This window comes from Prochlorococcus sp. MIT2308 (genome assembly GCF_059772345.1).
On the sequence record NZ_CM186283.1, the window covers coordinates 1,838,027 to 1,855,688 of the forward strand.

At 34.0% G+C, this 17,662-nt stretch carries 20 protein-coding genes and 2 tRNA genes; 11 read left to right on the top strand and 11 right to left on the bottom strand.

What is annotated here, in order from left to right; all coding sequences use genetic code 11:
- Window positions 1-4 precede the first annotated feature (4 nt).
- From AC6EIW_RS10495 to rplS, 4 genes are all read right to left on the bottom strand, one after another.
- Window positions 5-78: transfer RNA gene (locus AC6EIW_RS10495), tRNA-Asp, on the bottom strand.
- Between the two features lie 199 nt (window positions 79-277).
- Window positions 278-466: an SH3 domain-containing protein gene (locus AC6EIW_RS10500; protein ID WP_006043540.1), complete on the bottom strand. Its 189-nt coding sequence runs from the start codon at window positions 464-466 to the stop codon at window positions 278-280.
- Between the two features lie 35 nt (window positions 467-501).
- Window positions 502-574 (bottom strand) — tRNA-Trp (locus tag AC6EIW_RS10505).
- 60 nt (window positions 575-634) lie between these two features.
- On the bottom strand, window positions 635-1,123 hold the full coding sequence (gene rplS, locus AC6EIW_RS10510) for a 50S ribosomal protein L19 (RefSeq protein WP_498520543.1): 489 nt from the start codon (window positions 1,121-1,123) through the stop codon (window positions 635-637).
- 301 nt (window positions 1,124-1,424) lie between these two features.
- On the opposite strand from rplS, the gene map reads away from it, so the two are divergent.
- Window positions 1,425-2,264: a type I methionyl aminopeptidase gene (gene map / locus AC6EIW_RS10515; RefSeq protein WP_498520544.1), complete on the top strand. Its 840-nt coding sequence runs from the start codon at window positions 1,425-1,427 to the stop codon at window positions 2,262-2,264.
- A gap of 19 nt (window positions 2,265-2,283) precedes the next feature.
- On the opposite strand, the gene AC6EIW_RS10520 is transcribed toward map, so the two are convergent.
- On the bottom strand, window positions 2,284-2,994 hold the full coding sequence (locus AC6EIW_RS10520; RefSeq protein ID WP_498520545.1) for an SDR family oxidoreductase: 711 nt from the start codon (window positions 2,992-2,994) through the stop codon (window positions 2,284-2,286).
- A 186-nt stretch (window positions 2,995-3,180) separates the two neighbouring features.
- Between AC6EIW_RS10520 and AC6EIW_RS10525 the strand changes: the two genes are divergently transcribed.
- From AC6EIW_RS10525 to AC6EIW_RS10545, 5 genes are all read left to right on the top strand, one after another.
- The gene (locus AC6EIW_RS10525) at window positions 3,181-4,272 is read left to right on the top strand and encodes a DRTGG domain-containing protein (RefSeq protein ID WP_498520546.1); all 1,092 of its coding nucleotides are present in this window, start codon (window positions 3,181-3,183) and stop codon (window positions 4,270-4,272) included.
- Window positions 4,273-4,311: 39 nt separating this feature from the next.
- A complete protein-coding gene (locus AC6EIW_RS10530; RefSeq protein ID WP_413682807.1) occupies window positions 4,312-4,830 on the top strand; it encodes a DNA recombination-mediator protein A in 519 nt (172 codons plus the stop codon).
- Window positions 4,831-4,953: 123 nt separating this feature from the next.
- Complete coding sequence (locus AC6EIW_RS10535) at window positions 4,954-5,451, top strand: YajQ family cyclic di-GMP-binding protein (RefSeq protein ID WP_498520547.1); 498 nt, start codon at window positions 4,954-4,956, stop codon at window positions 5,449-5,451.
- 42 nt (window positions 5,452-5,493) lie between these two features.
- Complete coding sequence (locus AC6EIW_RS10540) at window positions 5,494-5,688, top strand: DUF8662 family protein (RefSeq protein WP_498506837.1); 195 nt, start codon at window positions 5,494-5,496, stop codon at window positions 5,686-5,688.
- Window positions 5,689-5,824: 136 nt separating this feature from the next.
- Complete coding sequence (locus tag AC6EIW_RS10545; RefSeq protein WP_498520548.1) at window positions 5,825-6,631, top strand: prohibitin family protein; 807 nt, start codon at window positions 5,825-5,827, stop codon at window positions 6,629-6,631.
- 56 nt (window positions 6,632-6,687) lie between these two features.
- On the opposite strand, the gene hemL is transcribed toward AC6EIW_RS10545, so the two are convergent.
- Complete coding sequence (hemL, locus tag AC6EIW_RS10550; RefSeq protein WP_498508223.1) at window positions 6,688-7,926, bottom strand: glutamate-1-semialdehyde 2,1-aminomutase; 1,239 nt, start codon at window positions 7,924-7,926, stop codon at window positions 6,688-6,690.
- A gap of 329 nt (window positions 7,927-8,255) precedes the next feature.
- Window positions 8,256-9,083: an exodeoxyribonuclease III gene (gene xth, locus AC6EIW_RS10555; RefSeq protein ID WP_498520549.1), complete on the bottom strand. Its 828-nt coding sequence runs from the start codon at window positions 9,081-9,083 to the stop codon at window positions 8,256-8,258.
- 58 nt (window positions 9,084-9,141) lie between these two features.
- Between xth and AC6EIW_RS10560 the strand changes: the two genes are divergently transcribed.
- The 4 genes from AC6EIW_RS10560 (at window position 9,142) to AC6EIW_RS10575 (ending at window position 12,427) form a co-directional block, all read left to right on the top strand.
- Window positions 9,142-9,477 carry a hypothetical protein gene (locus AC6EIW_RS10560; protein WP_498520550.1) on the top strand — a complete coding sequence of 112 codons (336 nt, stop codon included), beginning with the start codon at window positions 9,142-9,144 and terminating at the stop codon, window positions 9,475-9,477.
- 70 nt (window positions 9,478-9,547) lie between these two features.
- Entirely contained in the window at window positions 9,548-10,195 is a 648-nt protein-coding gene (patR, locus tag AC6EIW_RS10565; protein ID WP_498520551.1) for a heterocyst master regulator PatR, read from the top strand.
- A 46-nt stretch (window positions 10,196-10,241) separates the two neighbouring features.
- Window positions 10,242-11,459 carry a nickel pincer cofactor biosynthesis protein LarC gene (gene larC / locus AC6EIW_RS10570; protein ID WP_498520552.1) on the top strand — a complete coding sequence of 406 codons (1,218 nt, stop codon included), beginning with the start codon at window positions 10,242-10,244 and terminating at the stop codon, window positions 11,457-11,459.
- 56 nt (window positions 11,460-11,515) lie between these two features.
- On the top strand, window positions 11,516-12,427 hold the full coding sequence (locus AC6EIW_RS10575; protein WP_498520553.1) for a lysylphosphatidylglycerol synthase transmembrane domain-containing protein: 912 nt from the start codon (window positions 11,516-11,518) through the stop codon (window positions 12,425-12,427).
- 9 nt (window positions 12,428-12,436) lie between these two features.
- Here the strand turns inward: AC6EIW_RS10575 and AC6EIW_RS10580 are convergent, their stop codons facing one another.
- From AC6EIW_RS10580 to AC6EIW_RS10595, 4 genes are read right to left on the bottom strand one after another with little or no spacing between them, the layout of a single operon-like run.
- Window positions 12,437-13,996, bottom strand: coding sequence for an ABC transporter permease (locus AC6EIW_RS10580; RefSeq protein WP_498521651.1), 1,560 nt, complete (start codon window positions 13,994-13,996; stop codon window positions 12,437-12,439).
- A 54-nt stretch (window positions 13,997-14,050) separates the two neighbouring features.
- A complete protein-coding gene (locus tag AC6EIW_RS10585) occupies window positions 14,051-15,091 on the bottom strand; it encodes a CobW family GTP-binding protein (protein ID WP_498520554.1) in 1,041 nt (346 codons plus the stop codon).
- A gap of 25 nt (window positions 15,092-15,116) precedes the next feature.
- Entirely contained in the window at window positions 15,117-15,404 is a 288-nt protein-coding gene (locus tag AC6EIW_RS10590; RefSeq protein WP_498520555.1) for a 4a-hydroxytetrahydrobiopterin dehydratase, read from the bottom strand.
- A gap of 19 nt (window positions 15,405-15,423) precedes the next feature.
- Entirely contained in the window at window positions 15,424-15,885 is a 462-nt protein-coding gene (locus AC6EIW_RS10595; protein ID WP_498520556.1) for a secondary thiamine-phosphate synthase enzyme YjbQ, read from the bottom strand.
- A 233-nt stretch (window positions 15,886-16,118) separates the two neighbouring features.
- Here AC6EIW_RS10595 and AC6EIW_RS10600 point away from each other — a divergent pair, with 233 nt between their 5' ends.
- Window positions 16,119-17,648, top strand: a complete 1,530-nt coding sequence (locus tag AC6EIW_RS10600; protein ID WP_498520557.1) for a carboxypeptidase M32 — start codon at window positions 16,119-16,121, stop codon at window positions 17,646-17,648.
- Window positions 17,649-17,662: the final 14 nt, after the last annotated feature.

Here is a 17,662-nt window from a genome sequence, read left to right on the forward strand (position 1 = left end):
AATACGGGACCGACGGGATTCGAACCCGCAACTTCCGCCGTGACAGGGCGGTGCTCTAACCAGTTGAACTACGGTCCCAGTTTTAGGCTTCAAAGGATTCTTTCTTACAAATGAAATCCTTTTATTGACCCAAAGAGTATCATCCTATAAATGCCATCTAGTCAACCAACGATTAATATTGTTGACTTTAGAACTATTTTTAGATGATTTTTCATCTAGCGAGCTCCCTATGAAGAGAAATACGCTAGTGAAATAAAACCAAAAATAAGATGATTATTTAAGGACGGAAACCAGCAGGCTCTATCAGCCTAACTTGATTACCACGAGCTGTGAACTCGCGTCCTTGGTCGCTTTGCACTACTACACGGCCACCTGATTTTACACGAATAACTCGAGCTCTGACCCAGCCTAATGCGGCTGACTCAAGAACTTTTACGACATCGCCAGGTTGAAGATCCAACTCCATTCTTTAAAAAAGTAACTGCAAAAAGGGTTTTCGAACGCGCCGTGGAGGACTTGAACCCCCGACATCAGGTTTTGGAGACCTGCGTTCTACCAACTGAACTAACGGCGCATTGTATATACCCTTTAAGTCATTGTTAACCAATGACTTTTGATTGAGGAGGCCGAAACCTCAGCGGTCGAAGCGCTGCTTTACGCGTGTGGCTTTGCCCACTCGCTCACGCAGATAGAAAAGCTTCGCTCTTCTTACTTTACCTCGGCGTTCAACCTTAATGGATGCAACTTGAGGACTGTGAACCAGAAAAATTCTTTCAACGCCTATTCCTTGAAAAATTCGTCTTACTGTGATTGTTTGATGAATTCCGCCATGTCTCTTTGCTATTACAACACCTTCATAGGGCTGAACTCTTTCTTTATTACCTTCACTTATGCGGACTCCAACACGAACAGTATCACCAACATAAATATCAGGGAGATCTTTAGTTTGTTGTTCGTCTTCAAAAGCTTTAATTATTGCTGCAGGAGAGAGAGTTTTAATTGAAATTTTCTCTCCTTTAGGCTTTGTTTCAGAAGCATTTTTTACTCCAGAGTCTTCTGGAGTACTTGATTCAACTTCAACTTGTACCTCTTCTGTAGAGGGTTCTTTAGAATCAACTGACATCACCAATTACTCTTGATTTGGCCGGAGTCATATTGTAACCGCTTGTTTCTCAAATTTAAAATTTTTAATGTATTGGTTCTTTAATCCAAATCTTCTCATTATTTTCATATTTGGCATTTATTGAGCCATTGATTGATCGTTAAAGAAAAAAATGAGTCTTTCAATCTTTCGTTTAATATAGAAATTTTTATTAAAGAAAAGAATTTTTCCAATAAAAATGTCCCTATCCATTTGATAATTTGCGTATTATTAATTTGTTAATAACAGTCAAATTTTGTGGTTTTTACTTTTTCCTTAAACAATGAAGCTTTTCTCTGATCTCCTTTCCTCATCAAATTCAAAAATACCTGTCAATAATGGTCCTGTTATTAAACAAAGGAGAGGAGTTGAAATTAAGTCTTCAAGAGAGATAGAAATTATGCGTAAATCTAGCAAAATTGTTGCAAATGTATTAAGTGAAATTAGAGATTTGGTTGAACCAGGAATGTCTACCTTGGATCTAGATAAATATGCGGAAAAACGAATAAGAGAACATGGTGCAACCCCAAGTTTTAAAGGATACCATGGCTTCCCAGGTAGTATATGTTCAAGCGTAAACAACGAGGTTGTTCATGGAATACCAAGTAAGAAGAAAATTATTAATGATGGAGACTTGCTAAAAGTAGATACTGGCGCTTTTTATAATGGTTATCATGGAGATAGTTGTATAACTATTTGTGTAGGAAATGCTTCAGATGAAGCAGTTGAACTAAGTAGAGTGGCTAAAGAAGCTTTGATGCTTGGAATAAAACAAATTAAACCACAAAATAAGCTTCTTGATATTGCAGGAGCGATTGAAGATTATGTGAAAGCTAATGGTTTCAGTGTTGTTGAAGATTATACCGGTCACGGTGTAGGAAGAAATCTTCATGAAGAACCTTCGGTATTTAATTTTAGAACTAATGATTTGCCAAATATCAGTCTAAGAAAAGGTATGACTATTGCAGTAGAACCCATAATCAATTTTGGGTCGAAATACTGTAAGACTCTTCGTGATGGCTGGACTGTAATTACTAAAGATGGAAATCTATCTGCTCAGTGGGAGCATACTGTATTGGTTACGGAAAAAGGTTTTGAAATACTTACTGATAGAGGAGATTGATTATCTTCGAAAGAAACCATTAGGAGTATATTTTTTTTGTAAATCTTGAATATAATATTCTAATTAATTCAACGAATGGCATTAATAAATAGGTTATGGGATTGGGAGATACTATGATTAAATAATTATCCTTTTCTGCTTTCTGAATTATTTTTTTTGCTACAAATTCAGGACTCAAAATTCCCTGTGGATTTAATTTTGATTTAAAAGGACCTAGTATTAATTTCCTGATTATAAATTGAGACCTTTTTTCCATTAATAATTTACTTTTCTTTAGGCTTACAAGTTCGCCAATTAGACGTTTTGTTATTTCATATGCTGGACTGAATGCTATTTGGATCTCTGCTTCTGATGTGTTTACCCATATTTCCTTTGAAGTGAACTTATTTATATCACTGTTTGATATTGCTAAATCCTCAAATATTTCTATTAATCTCCAATGACTGAGCGAATTTATTTCTATGGCTTTATTTATTTCATTTGAATCAATCATTCCTTTTGGATTAAATCCATGATTAAGTATCAAGATATCAATATTAGCAAGACTTTTTGAAAGTATTTCTTCTTTACCGCAAGACCAGTAAATCCATTCGTTTGGTCTCTTCCTAAAAGATTTTTCATTGTTATTTTTGTTATGAGTTAAGCCAACAACATAAGCCCCTTGTGCTTTCAGCTCTTCAATTAGAGACCTGCCAAGACTCCCATTTGCCCCAGTTATGGCAATCTTCAAACCCTTAAACCTTGAGTTTTTGTACAAGTCTTTTCATTGAGTTGTATTGATTGTATCTCTTGCGAAAAAACACGAGTTAATGGAGAGTTTTTGTCTGATGAGAATTTTATTCAGATTAAGTGTTGAGAACTTTCTCAAAAAGCCTAGACTTAAAAAGATATTAATCTCACATCAGGTCTTTAATTAATGAGCAAGACCTTTCTAATTGGATCATGTGAACCATTTAGTGGTAAATCAGCCTTAGTTCTTGGCATAGCAAGAAATTTAATCGCTTCAAATTATTTGGTTAGATTTGGGAAACCCTTAGCGACAAGTCTTGAGTTGAATGTCTCTGAAGGAGGAGACATTCAAGAGATGATTGATGATGACGTTAGGTTCGTTGGAGAGACTTTAAAAATGTCTGTTGAAAATTTAATTCCCTCGATTCAATTTTTGGGTGCCTCTACTGCTAGTAAAAGAATTCAATCAAAGAGCTTAGACCCTGGAATTGAATTTGATAAGTTAAAGCTATCTCTCGATTCTTCTGGTGATACTATCAATATTCTTGAGGCCGCTGGGAGTTTGCATGAGGGACTCTTGTATGGGTTAAGTCTCAGTCAACTCGCAAAAGGTTTAAATGCTAAAGTGTTACTCGCTCATTTTTGGCAAGATAGTAGAAGTGTTGAAGCTTTGTTGGAGGCTAAAAATCAACTTGGTGATTATTTAAGTGGAGTTATCTTAAATGCTGTTAACCCTGATCAAATTAAAGATATCAAAGATAATGTAGTTCCATCGCTTAAGTCACTAGGTTTAGATGTTTTTGGGGTAATGCCTAGGTCCCCTTTGTTGAGGAGTGTCACGGTTGAAGAATTGGTGAGACGTTTAAATGCTCGAGTTGTTTGTTGCTCTGACAGGCTTGAGTTGATGGTAGAAACATTGAGCATCGGTGCGATGAGTGTTAATTCGGCAATGGAATTTTTTCGAAGAAGGCGTAATATGGCAGTAGTTACTGGCGCTGATCGAACGGATATCCAATTAGCGGCTTTGGAAGCTTCCACTCAATGTCTGATTTTGACAGGTGCTGGTGAACCACTGCCACAATTAATTAATAGATCCGAAGAATTAGATGTTCCATTGCTAAAAGTTGATAGAGATACACTCTCAACAGTTGAAGTTATTGAGCAAGCATTTGGCCATGTTCGTCTTCATGAAACAGTCAAAGCTACTTATGCTTTTCGGTTAGTTCAAGAACATTGCGACCTTGATCGAATCTTTAAAACTTTAGGAATTTCTTTTTGACTTCATGAATAGTGCTACCTTAAAATTATCTGAATTAGGATGTCCTTGAGTCGATCACTCGATCTTCCTGCATTGGGACGAGTTGATACTCTCGCTCAGGAATTGGCCTTGCTAAAAAACGAGGGAAAAAGAAGGATTGCTTTTTTAGGGAGTAGGCATGTGCCAGTTGTTTCGATTCACATAGTCGAATTAATAGCACGCTCTTTGGCTCAGGAGGGGCATTCGATAATTACATCAGGTTCACAAGGGGTCAATGCGGCAGTAATTAGAGCCGTTTTAGATGTTAACCCCTCTCTCTTAACTGTTTTATTGCCTCAATCTCTAGATAGGCAGACTGCAGAGGTAAAAGATCTTCTTGGGAGCGTTTTACATTTAATAGAAAAAGAAGAAAATAATGATTTACCTTTGCCAATGGCAAGTAGTCTTTGTAATCAAGAAATTATTAATAGATGTGATCAATTGATTTGTTTCGCATTCCATGACAGTGAAACATTATTGAGTAGTTGTCATAGTGCTGAAGATATGGGAAAGATTGTCAGCCTTATGTTTTTTGATTAATTTAAAATCAAAGATAATGATTTATTTATAGTTATTTTTTAAGCCTACAAAATATCTTTTAAATATATTTATAAGCAATTTCTCTTTTTGATAATAAAATGGTGGTAACAAATTGAAGTTTTTATGCCTTCTTCTTATTCTTTTGATGTAGTCTCAGAATTTGATCACCAGGAATTAGTAAATGCTATTGATCAATTGAGAAGAGAAGTCGATCAAAGATATGATCTTAAAGATTCAAAGACTAAAATAGATCTTAAAGAAAATGAATTATCTATTGTTTCTATTAGTGAGATGACGATTCAATCTGTAAAGGATATTTTATTGCAGAAGGCTACGAAAAGAAATTTATCATTAAAAATTTTCGATTTCCAAAAGATTGAAATAATTGGTGGAAATATGGTATTGCAAAATGTTTTATTAAGAAAAGGATTGTCTCAAGAAATTGCAAAGAAACTCAGTAAGCTAGTTCGAGATAACATAAAGAAAGTTTCTGCTTCAATACAAGGAGAAAGTTTGAGAATAACTGGTAAAAACAAAGATGATTTGCAAACTGCAATTAATTTAATCAAGAAACAGGAAGAGGATCTGGAAATAGCTCTTCAATTTGAAAATTATAGATAGTAAAATGATAATTTAAAACTTTGATTTTTATGATTCTTTATTATGGAAAAAACTATACAAAAACTTGCTAAAAAATCACTTGAATTTTCTGGCATGTCAAAAAAAGAATTGGAAAGATCATGTTGGATGATTGTTCATGAACATAAGCACGGGACGATGCCTACAGAATATGATATTAGAGAGATTGATGAAGAACTTTATTTGGAGGTTTTAAGAACTGCTAAAGAGATGATTTAAGTAAAGAAAATGGAGTTTTTATTCATGCAAGAACTCTTCTTGATCAATTAAAAAAATAAGTTGATTATTTTTTCTATCTAACAAATTTCACAATATTCTCTAAATCAACATAAAATCATTCTAGACAAGCTTTTTTATGACAACTCCATTTCGTAATGTGACTCCGAATGGACCTGGTGGCACAACAACTCTTCTACTAGTCCTCTCCTTTACCGGCTTTTTACTTCTTACTCAATCATTTTTTGTTGTCCCTGCTGGGCAGGTTTCAGTTGTGACAACATTAGGAAAAGTGAGTGGCGGATCTCGTAAGCCTGGTCTGAATTTCAAAGTACCTTTTGTCCAAAATACTTATCCTTTTAATGTTCAGACTCAGGTTAGACCTGAGAAGTTTGATTCATTAACCAAAGACTTGCAGGTTATTTCTGCTACTGCAACTGTAAAATATGCTTTAAAACCTAGCGAAGCTGGAAGAGTATTTAAAACAATTTCTTATAACGATAGAGAGATTTACAATAGGATTATCCAACCATCACTTTTGAAAGCACTTAAGTCAGTTTTCTCAAAGTATGAATTAGTAACTATCGCAAGTTCCTGGAGTGATATCTCAGAATTAGTAGAAAAAACAGTAGCAGAAGAGCTTAATAAGTTTGACTATGTAGATGTTCAATCTCTTGATTTAACGGGTTTAACGATTGCAGATGAGTATCGAGCAGCAATTGAAGAAAAACAAATTGCTGAGCAAAAACTATTGAGAGCTCAAACTGAGGTTAAAATTGCTGAGCAAGAAGCTCTCAGGTATGACACATTAAATAAAAGTCTTGATGATCAAGTGCTTTTTAAATTGTTTTTAGATAAATGGAATGGCGAGACACAAGTTGTTCCATCTTTGCCTGGCAGTTCTTCTGGAAATGTCCCGGTTATTGTAGGAGGAAAGAATAGATAGTAATTAGAACCCAATAAAAAAAGTCCAATTAAAGTAATCTTTAGTTGGACTTTTTTTTATGAGATTTCAGAAAAACTTTCTTGAAAAGCTTTTATTGTCGCGTTTATATCATCTTCAGAGTGAGCTAATGATGTAAAACCCGCTTCAAATGCACTTGGAGCTAAATAAACACCCTTCTCAAGCATCATTCTATGAATTTTACTGAATCGTTCAGTATCAGCAGATTTAGCTTCCTCAAAGTTCCTAACAGGGCCTTCACATAGATAAAAACCAAACATAGCGCTAATGCTCTGACCATGAATTGGAATATTTGATTCTTTTGCAGCAGTGAGGATTCCATCCAAAAGTTTTTTTGTAATAGCTTCTAATTTTTCGTATGTTCCTTCTTGTTTAAGCAGTTCAAGAGTTTTAATACCTGCTGTCATAGCAAGAGGATTTCCGCTCAAAGTACCTGCTTGATACATCGGGCCAGAAGGGGAAACCATGGACATGATTTCTTTGCGTCCTCCATAAGCGCCTACTGGAAGGCCTCCTCCGATTACTTTGCCCATAGTTGTCAAATCAGGAGTAACTCCAAAACGCTCCTGTGCTCCTCCGTAGCTGATCCGAAAACCAGTCATTACTTCATCAAAAACTAAAAGAGCCCCGTTCTCTTGAGTTACCTCTCTTAATCCTTCTAAGAATCCTGGTTCAGGTGTTATGAAGCCTGCATTCCCTACAACTGGCTCCAGTATGACTCCTGATATTGCATCAGGGTTTTCAGCAAATAGTTCTTTTACTGCTTCAAGATCGTTATAAGGAGCAGTAAGAGTATTAGCAGTAGTACTTCTTGGGACACCCGGTGAGTCTGGCAGACCTAGTGTTGCTACACCTGAGCCTGCCTTCACTAAAAACATATCTGCATGTCCGTGATAGCAACCTTCAAATTTGATAACTTTATCTCTCCCGGTGAAGGCCCTCATTAAACGAAGAACAGCCATACATGCTTCGGTGCCGCTATTCACAAAGCGGACCATTTCAACGCTTGGTACGGCATCTATAACCATTTCAGCGAGTTGGTTTTCAAGAACACAAGGTGCGCCAAAGCTAGTTCCTTTTTCCAGTGTTTCTTGAAGGGCCGCAATCACCTCAGGATGAGCATGGCCACAAATAGCTGGTCCCCAGCTACCCACATAGTCGATGTATCTGTTTCCATCAACATCCCAAGCATAAGGACCTTTAACTCGATCAAAAACGATTGGATCCCCTTCAACAGATTTGAAAGCTCTTACAGGTGAACTGACTCCACCAGGCATTAAATTTTTGGCAGAGCCAAAAATTTCTTCAGATCTTTTTGTGTTCAACGCGTCTGTCACAGCACCTCAGCTAATGAGCTCATAAACACAGTTCGCCATAATGGCCTAAAAGTGACTGATTCGTCTAAATTTTTGAATCTGTTCAGCATCTGGTTATTTTTTTTAATCTTTTAAGGAGCTATTTTTCTTGTTGAGCTTGATCATAAAAACAAGTTGCAGACTGACATCTTAAGAGGCGATGCCCTTTGCTAAAAATATTTTTTAGCAAATTGTAAATATTTGATTTGTTAATTCTGTGATGATATGAAAATAGAAAATAATCTAATTTTTTAAAAGAAAAATTCATTTTCAGTTTCTGTTGGAGGCCAGCTGATATCGACAACTACAGGTGCATGGTCACTTGGCTTCTCTCTAGATCTTGGTTCTTTATCTATCCAGCAACTATTGGCACAACTAAGAATATCTTCTGTTAAGTAAATATGATCGATTCGCCAACCTTTGTCTCTTTCCCAGGCTGAATGGCGATAATCCCACCAAGACCAATTTTTTCCTCCAGGCTCAAAAATTCTAAAAACATCTTCTAATTCTCCTCCTAAAGCATCTTTAAGTAATTTTCTCTCCTTAGAGGAAGCCATGATTGATTCCTCAAAATTACTTGGTGTGTGTATATCTTTATCTTCAGGAGCGATATTAAAGTCTCCTAATAAACATATAGGTGTATGACTTGAATTTATTTTCCTTAGATAAGCATGTAATCCTTTTATCCATTTTTCTTTATAAATAAATTTATCTGAATCTAATGACGATCCATTTGGAACATAAACATTTATAATTCTAATATCGTTTATTTCAGCGCTTATAATTCTTTTTTGCTGACTTAAGACAGCTAAATCTTTGTAGTCTGAAATTACCGTATCAAAGCCAAGCCGTATATTACTAATCGGGAATTTACTTATAATTGCTACTCCATTATAAGACTTTTGCCCAGAGATAGATACCTCATATCCAAGATTTGAAAAAATTTCAACTGGAAAAAATTGATCTTCTGTTTTTGTTTCTTGTAAGCAAAGAATGTCAACGTTGTTGGTGATTAGCCACTCTTTTACATGATCTATTCTTGAACGAATAGAATTTACATTCCATGTCGCAATAAGCAAGACTTAAAATTTCTATTACTTAAGTTATTATTATATAAATTTAGACCAAAGTTAAGTTTTGAATCAAACTCGAAGTATTATTCATCGTCAATTATTTTTGACTTTCGTTTTCTTAACACCAATTTTAATTACTGCCGGGCAAGTTATTTTCTCTTTAAAAATTACAAAAATTTCAGAAGTAAAAAATTATTCTATCGATGAGAAAAGAGATATTTACAATACTTTTGATGCAGAAAGTCAAATTGATCAAGGTTTGCCTATCGATCCATTCGATTTAATGAATCGTCTAAAGCAAGCAGAAGCTATGGATGATGCAACAACTCCATCTGACGCACTCGATGAAGCTCTGAAGGCATTTGATCAGTCACAGTATGAAAATGTCCCAAATGAATAAAATCAGAATAGTATTTGTAGAGATTTTGGTAAATTTAAGATTGGTCATTAATGGGCAATTTATTAAATAGATGCAGAACCACCCAATCCCCTTGGTCACTGATCCATTGCAATACAGAGCAATTGGAATGGTTAGAGGTATTTACAAGCCCCAAGATGATGACAATTTTACTCGTGGTAATCTCATTGATACTAAAGGTAATGAAATAGATTCAGTCCTGCTTGGAAGAGTCATAACGTTAATCCGTAATCATGTCTCTCTAGAAAAACCTCACCTGTGGGTTGTATATCCAAGATGTAGGAATAATAAAAATCTTCATTTACAAATCACAGGCATTTGGGAACCTAGCACTTTAAAAAAAGATCTTAAGGAGAAAGATGAATTGAATGAAGCTTCAATTTTTAATGCTGATTCTGATGATTTATTGGAAGGTGATGATTATTTCTCAATAAGAGGAGAATTGGTTTTTACTAAGCCAGAAGATAAGGATTTAGTGGTAAAAATCCGTCAAAAGCCGAGAAATCAAAAAAAGAAAGCCATACCTTTTAAGGTAAATGTTAAAGGTGAAGTACCTATCAAATATTTAAAACATTTTATTAGCCTTGATGTTCGTCGTGTTGACTATCAACTTTTGGTTGAGGATTTTCAAATTATAGCTCCAGTTCTTCAAAAAAATATGGATAATAATAATAGAAAAAGACTTGACAATAAAAATTAGTCTTTTGATTTATCCAAATGCATTCTGTGTATAAATATACTCATAAATGAAATCTATTTTTATTGATTGTTGTCTTGGAATATCTGGAGATATGCTTGCATCAGCATTATTAGATCTAGGTGTTCCGTACTCTATTTTTTTGAATAACTTAGCAAGTTTAAAAATAGATAAAAATTATAAATTAAAATTTAATCAAGGAGATAGTAATGGATTTAGAGGAATTGTCTGCATAAGAAATGAAAGTGAATTTAAAGAATTACCTAGAAGTTTTAATGATATTAAAAACCTGCTTCTTGATTCAAGCTTGAATGATTATGTGAAAAAAAAATCTATTAGGGTTTTCGAAATTCTTGCAGAGGCAGAAGGAATTGTTCATGGGAATCAAATTACAGATGTTCATTTTCACGAACTAGGTTCAATTGATTCCATCGTTGATATTGTCAATGTATGCTCGGCTATAGATTTTTTAAAACCAGACAATATTTATTTTTCAAGTCCACCTTCTGGGAAAGGAATTGTATCTACCTCGCATGGCCCTTTGCCAGTTCCAGTCCCAACAGTTTTGGAGATAGCCAAACAATTTAACATCCCATTGATGTTGTTAGAGGATGAATATCTTGGTGAAATAACAACACCCACTGGTATTGCATTGATGGCAACCTTTGTAGATAAAGTAGGTCGCCCAGATAATATATTTATTAAAAAGATTGGTATTGGTTTAGGCAGTAAAAATCTTTCTAGACCAAATTTTTTACGCGTTCTGCTAATAGATTCGCACCAGGCTTACAAAGAAAATAATGATAAGCCTGCATATGAGACCATAATTTGTCAGGAGGCTTGGATCGATGATTCTACCCCTGAAGATATTGCAATTTTGATAGAAAGATTAAGAGCTGCCGGTGCTATAGATGTGATTTGTTATTCAGTTGATATGAAAAAAAATAGAAAAGGTATATGCATAAAAGCTATTATCTACCCAAAACATCAAACCCTAATAAGGGAAGTTTGGTTTAAATATAGTACAACAATTGGAATAAGAGAAAATAAGATTAGTCGCTGGATACTTCCAAGACGAAAGCTGTGCTACAAAACTAAATTTGGGGAAGTCAATGTTAAACAAATTAAGAGACCAAATGCCAAGACTTCAATAAAAATAGAACATGATGACTTGACTAAAATATCTTTGGAAACAGGAATTGGTATAGAAGAGATTCGCCAAAGATTATTTTTAGAATTATCAGAATTTCTTGAGTTAGATGATTAGTCGAATTAATGCTTAATTTGAAAAAGGTTCAATTTGAAATAAACAGTTTTATATTTTTGATATTATCTAAAATTAATATCAAACTTTTAGTAACATTTATTTGCTTTGTATTTCTTGGAAATTCAATATATGGAAATTCCGAGTCTTTATCTAATCTGACAATTACTAGTCAAAAAATATTATGGCTAATATGGGGTCTTTTGTTTAGCTTTTTAAGTGTAATTTTTAATGCTTATGCATGGAAGCTTTTAATCGACAATATTGGCTGCAATATAAATAAGTTGAATATTATAAAGTTATTTTTAGCTACAAATATATATAAATATTTGCCAGGTGGAATATGGCATTTTGTATCTAGATATAATAACTTGCGCTTAGAGCTTTCCAAAGAAAAATCAATTGAATCTATTTTATTAGAACCGATTTTAATGTTGGTTTCAGGCTTTATTTTTATACCTTTTCGAGGTTTTAATATTGCTATTTATATACTTTGCTGGTCAACTACTCTCATTTTTTTGCCAGCATTTAGACAGTTTGTTGTCAATAAATTGAAGGTAATGAAGGCAAAAATTTTTATTAATAATGATAATATTAAAGACATAGAATTAGCACAAAATAATCCAAGAACGATTTTTTATCCCTATAAGCCAATATTAGTGGAGACTATATTTTTTCTTTTCCGCTTCCTAGGATTTTTATGTTGTATAAATGCATTCTCTATTGGGTCATTTGTTTCTCATGGTGAATTAATATCTTACTTTTCCTTTGCATGGATTACTGGCCTTATAATCCCAGCGGCCCCAGGAGGCTTAGGCGTGTTTGAATCTGTAATTCTATTTAGCCTTGGCTCATCACATTTGCCAGAAGCGCCTCTGATAGCTTCATTGCTTTGCTATCGCCTTGTTTCAACAATTTCTGATATTCTGGCAGCTTTAGTTTACCCTGTTAAAAGATTATTTAAAGTTTAAATATCTGTGTTAATTATTTCTGTTGTTTAGGCTGGGGATTAAGGCTAAAGAGGCTATTAATCCCAAGCAAATTATTATCAATGAAGGTAAAATAGATTCTGCCACTCTCTCATCACCGGCATATTGGAATATTCGTACAGAAAGAGTATCAAAATCGAAAGGTCTTAAAATAAAAGTTAAAGGCAATTCTTTTATGGTGTCCACAAAAACAAGAAGGATACCCACCAACATTGGTCCTTTGAGAAGTGGTAGATGTATCTTGAGAAGGACATCTGACCAGTTCTTCCCAAGATTTATTGCTGCATTATCTATATTTGGTGAAATTCTCTCAAACCCAGCATCAAGACCACCTTTAGAAACAGCTAGGAATCTAATGCTATAACCCCATATCAGTAAGCTTAGTATATTTATTTGCCAAATATTTCCTTTAAAGGAAAGAAGAGCAAGAGCTAGGACAGAGCCAGGGATTGCATAGCCAATACTGGATAAAAAGGTCAATATATTTAGCCAGTTTTGATTATGCCATCTCTTAGAAATTGATAAAATCAATGATATGAATATCGTTACAAGTGAAACAGCCAAGGCTAAGCTAAAGCTCCTAATAGTTAATCCAATTAAATCTGTATTAAAGCCCTGATTCATTTGATCAATATTTATTGTTGCCCATGTAATTGGAATACCTAATGTAAACATTGGAGGAGTAAAGGTTATAACTTGAGCAAGTAATAGATTCATGCCTTTTAATTCCCATTTTGGCGAGCCTCCATTACTTACTCCGTCTGTCCATCGCTTACTTCTCTCTCTTGATTTGCGTTCAATTGCAACTAATAGAAAAACTATAATTAGAGCAAATAAGGCAAGAGCAATGGCACCTGAGGGCTCACCCTCCTCTACCCAACTCTCAAGTATTCCAGCAGAAATACTTGGAATATTTAAAAGTTGAACGGCACCTAATTCATTTATGATTTCCATCGCCATCAAAGCTAACCCAGCAGTGATTGAGGGAAGAGCTATTGGCAGAGATATTCTAAAAAAACTTTTCCAAGGACCTATCCCAAGAGTTCTGCATGCCTCAATTTGTTTTCTACCACCTTTCTCAAAACTTTCAGAACATAGTAGAAATACATATGGATAGGTTGTGAATGCCATTATTAATACCCCCCAAAACAATCCGGTTATTCTGATGGAATTTATGCTGCCGAGGTCAATGAATGTAGCGGCTAAAAGATAAGCTGGAGTTGCGAAAGGAATTAGTTGGCAAATTCTAAGAATTTTTCGCCCTTTGAAATGGCAATTGGCTAAAATCCAACCATTAGCTACTCCTAAAAATCCTCCTAGAGTTAGAGAAAAAATCAATAATAATAGTGTTCCTTTTATTTCATTAAGATTGTTTATCGTCAAATAGATAGATCCTTTTTTAATACCGTATAAAGCCTCTCCTGCGAGGGTGAATAACGGCAATAAAACAAAAAATGTTAATAGGACTACTAAGAACTTTAATATATAGCGACTATTTCTCAATCCTATTATTTTATAGATAAAGTTTATGCCTTTCTCTTTTTTAAAAATTTTTAAAGTGGATTTGATGTTGTTCAATTTATCTTTTTAAGTTGGTATTTTTGATTATTTGTCAATACATGCCTGTAATTGAGAGAGTATTTTCACTTTGTTTAATTCTTTACCAATAAAGACAAGTTGATTCTTTCTTTCTTCTCCCCAATCACTATCATCAATGGAAATTCTTTTGCCTGCGAGGTGGAAGACATGTCTTCTTTCGCTTTCTCTGAACCAAAGTATACCTTTTGCTCTAAAAACATTACTTTTTAATTGATTATCTAGAAAATATTGGAATTTTCTAAGAGATAAAGGTTCTTTAGTTTGAAAAGAAACAGAAAGAAAATCTTCAATTTTATTATCTTCTTCTGAGTGAACATGAACATGTTCATGTTCATGTTCATGCTCATGTTCATGTTCATGTTCATGAGAGTTTTCATGATATGAGTCTTCTTGATTTATAAGATCAGTTTCGAATAGACCTACACTTAATAATAGATTTAGAGGAATATTTCCTTTAATACTTTTTAAAATCCTCACATCATTCTTTATTTCTTTTAACTTGGCTATGGTCTTTTCTATGTCTTTATTATTTACTAAATCACATTTGTTAAGAAGTAATATATCACCATAAATTACTTGGGATCTTCCTATGGAACTTTCGAAAGCGACTTCATTAAAGTTCTCAGCATCTATTAAAGTTATAATAGAGTCTAGTCTTGTTTGATCTCTTAAATCACTTCCAAGTAATGTCATAGCAACTGGAAGAGGATCTGCTAATCCTGTGGTTTCAATTATAATATAATCTAGGATTTTGTTGGCATTAATTAACTTTTCTATTGCTTCTACTAACTCACCATTTATAGAACAACATATACATCCATTATTTAGCTCAATCATTTCTTCTTCAGTTTTAATTATTAACTCATTATCAATTCCTATCTCACCAAATTCATTAACTAATACAGCTGTTTTTATCCCTTGCTGATTAGTAAGAATATGATTTAATAAAGTTGTTTTTCCTGAACCTAAAAATCCTGATATAATTGTAATCGGAATATTAGTTTTTGAGACTATATTGTTTTTAGCATCGGATTTAGTTGTTTTCATTTCAGTAGTAGTAATTAATGATGCATTAGGGGTTGATTAATTTATCAATAGACTCAGCAAGCTTTATGTCGTTAGTGGTAATACCACCTTTATCGTGAGTAGTTAGATTGATCTTAACTTTATTGTATGTATTTTGCCAATCTGGGTGATGATCCATCTTTTCAGATAAAAGAGCGACCTTACTCATAAAGCCAAAAGCATCTATAAAATTATCGAAATTAAATTCTTTCTTTATCGTATTATTATCTATTATCCATGAAGGGTTGTTTTTTATAAAGTAATCTAGTTGATTTTTCTCTAATAAGGACACCATAGGTTTTTTTTATTTAATTTTAATTTAAATCAAAATCACCAATAGCATGCAATTGTAATGATCTTGATTTATTTGATGTTCTGTGTTCCCAAATATAGATTGCTTGCCATAAACCTATTTCTAATTTACCATTCACAACACTGAAGTTTAAATTATTTGAAGTAAGCATTGTTCTGATATGAGCAGGCATATCGTCTAAGCCTTCTTCTGAGTGAAGATATTTTATTTTTTTACTGGTTCTGTTATTTGGATAAAATCCCTCCTCTGGGACAATAGCTTGCATGTATGCTGAGAGGTCTTTGAGAACATTAATATCCGCATTTTCATTTATAATTAAACTACAGCTAGTATGCTTTAAAAAAATAAGAAGTATTCCTTTTTGAAACTTTTTACATTGGATCCAATGATTAATGTCTTGTGTGACGTCAGTGAATCCTTGTCCATTCGTCTCGAAATCTAATGTAGATAAAATCTGTTCCATTGCTAATAAACTGTCTTACCAAGCTATATGAAATTTTAACAGGTTTGTTTTTTCTATTAAGTATAAAGTATTTTGAATTCGAGCTGATAAAAAAAAGATATATTTTTTATCTTGAAATCATGAGTAAATAATTTAAATCAGAAATTATGATTTAAATTATTTTAAATTGACCAAATACAGATCTTTTTTCATCAATTTGATATTAGGATTAAATAAATATCAAATGGAATACTTTGTCAAAGTCTGCTTGGCAGCTTTTGGGTGATTACCTAAAAGATACGCAGTTATTGGGATCTATACAAAACACTCTCTATTGGGATCAAAACACATCTATGCCTATTGCTGGTTCGACCTGGAGAGGAGAGCAATTAAGTCTTTTGGCTAAGCAACTTCATGCAAGACAAAGTTCTGAACAGTTCGAACTTTTAATAAAAGAAGCAAAATTCGAACTTCAAAATTTAAAAGTAAAAGACGATTTTGATTCACAACAAATTACAGATCGGTTTAGAAATATTGAGTTGCTTGAGCAAGATTTCAATAGACAAAAAAGTTTGGATCCGAAGTTGGTTGTTGAGCTTGCAACAGCAAAGTCTGAAGGTTATATGTTTTGGCAGGAAGCCAAGAAAAATAATGATTTCAAAAGCTTTTCTCCATCTCTCAAGAAATTAATTTCATTACGAACAGAACAATCCAATCAGCTCGGTGAAGAAAGAAGTTGTTGGGAGACACTTGCCCAACCTTTTGAACCGAACTTAACGATTAATCGTGTTAGCGAACTATTTGAACCTTTAAAAAAAAGATTGCCCGAATTGATTCAGAAGGCTGCGACAATAACAAGTAAAAAGAGTAAGAAATGGGATTTAGCAATTAGTGATCAAGAAAAGCTCTGTCAGATACTTTTAAATGATTGGTCCAGGGACCCCTCTAATACAGCTATAGCTAAGTCTCCTCATCCATTCTCCATAACTTTGGGCCCGGATGATTATCGAATTACGACGCGAATAGTCAAAGGTCAGCCCCTTTCTTGCTTATTGGCTACCGCACATGAGTGGGGACATTCTCTGTATGAACAAGGGTTACCATCGCAAAGTCACCAATGGTTTGCATGGCCGTTAGGTCAAGCAACCTCTATGGGCGTTCATGAGAGTCAATCTTTATTTTGGGAAAATAGAATTGCTAGGAGCTTTTCATTTGCAAAGTCTTTTTGGCATCATTTTGAGAATGCAGGTGCTCCAATTCACTCTGGGAATGATTTATACATCAATCTAAATCCATTTACTCCAGGGTTGAATCGAGTAGAGGCCGATGAGCTTAGTTATGGGTTACACATAATGATTAGGACTGACTTGGAAATTGACCTTCTCGAGAGAGGACTTTCTGTAGAAGACCTGCCCAATGAATGGAATAAAAGGTATAGGAACCTTTTAGGTGTCTCGCCTGAAAATGATGCTGAGGGTTGCTTGCAAGATGTTCACTGGAGTGAAGGGATGTTTGGTTATTTTCCTTCTTATTTACTGGGTCATCTTATTAGCGCTCAGCTAACAAAAACTCTGGAGGAAGATTTAGGAAAAATTGAAAATATAATTGCATCTAAGGAAATCAGTAAAATATTGGATTGGCTTCGCAGAAATGTTCATCATCATGGGAGAAGTTTGGATTCCGAGGAACTTGTAGAAAAGGTCTCAGGAACGACATTATCGCCAAATTATTTTCTTGAATACTTAGACAATAAACTTGAAAAGCTTTCTAAAATCTCTGAATAAAATAAAAATTTAGT

Excerpts from the sequence above, each read along its gene's own strand:
- AC6EIW_RS10540 (WP_498506837.1), top strand. The coding sequence starts at position 5,494 with ATGGAAAAAACTATACAAAAACTTGCTAAAAAATCACTTGAATTTTCT.
- map (WP_498520544.1), top strand. The coding sequence starts at position 1,425 with ATGAAGCTTTTCTCTGATCTCCTTTCCTCATCAAATTCAAAAATACCT.
- rplS (WP_498520543.1), bottom strand. The coding sequence starts at position 1,123 with ATGTCAGTTGATTCTAAAGAACCCTCTACAGAAGAGGTACAAGTTGAA.
- AC6EIW_RS10595 (WP_498520556.1), bottom strand. The coding sequence starts at position 15,885 with ATGGAACAGATTTTATCTACATTAGATTTCGAGACGAATGGACAAGGA.
- patR (WP_498520551.1), top strand. The coding sequence starts at position 9,548 with ATGCAGAACCACCCAATCCCCTTGGTCACTGATCCATTGCAATACAGA.
- AC6EIW_RS10525 (WP_498520546.1), top strand. The coding sequence starts at position 3,181 with ATGAGCAAGACCTTTCTAATTGGATCATGTGAACCATTTAGTGGTAAA.
- AC6EIW_RS10530 (WP_413682807.1), top strand. The coding sequence starts at position 4,312 with ATGTCCTTGAGTCGATCACTCGATCTTCCTGCATTGGGACGAGTTGAT.
- AC6EIW_RS10500 (WP_006043540.1), bottom strand. The coding sequence starts at position 466 with ATGGAGTTGGATCTTCAACCTGGCGATGTCGTAAAAGTTCTTGAGTCA.
- AC6EIW_RS10535 (WP_498520547.1), top strand. The coding sequence starts at position 4,954 with ATGCCTTCTTCTTATTCTTTTGATGTAGTCTCAGAATTTGATCACCAG.
- AC6EIW_RS10590 (WP_498520555.1), bottom strand. The coding sequence starts at position 15,404 with ATGGTGTCCTTATTAGAGAAAAATCAACTAGATTACTTTATAAAAAAC.
- AC6EIW_RS10585 (WP_498520554.1), bottom strand. The coding sequence starts at position 15,091 with ATGAAAACAACTAAATCCGATGCTAAAAACAATATAGTCTCAAAAACT.
- larC (WP_498520552.1), top strand. The coding sequence starts at position 10,242 with ATGAAATCTATTTTTATTGATTGTTGTCTTGGAATATCTGGAGATATG.
- hemL (WP_498508223.1), bottom strand. The coding sequence starts at position 7,926 with ATGCCTGGTGGAGTCAGTTCACCTGTAAGAGCTTTCAAATCTGTTGAA.
- AC6EIW_RS10545 (WP_498520548.1), top strand. The coding sequence starts at position 5,825 with ATGACAACTCCATTTCGTAATGTGACTCCGAATGGACCTGGTGGCACA.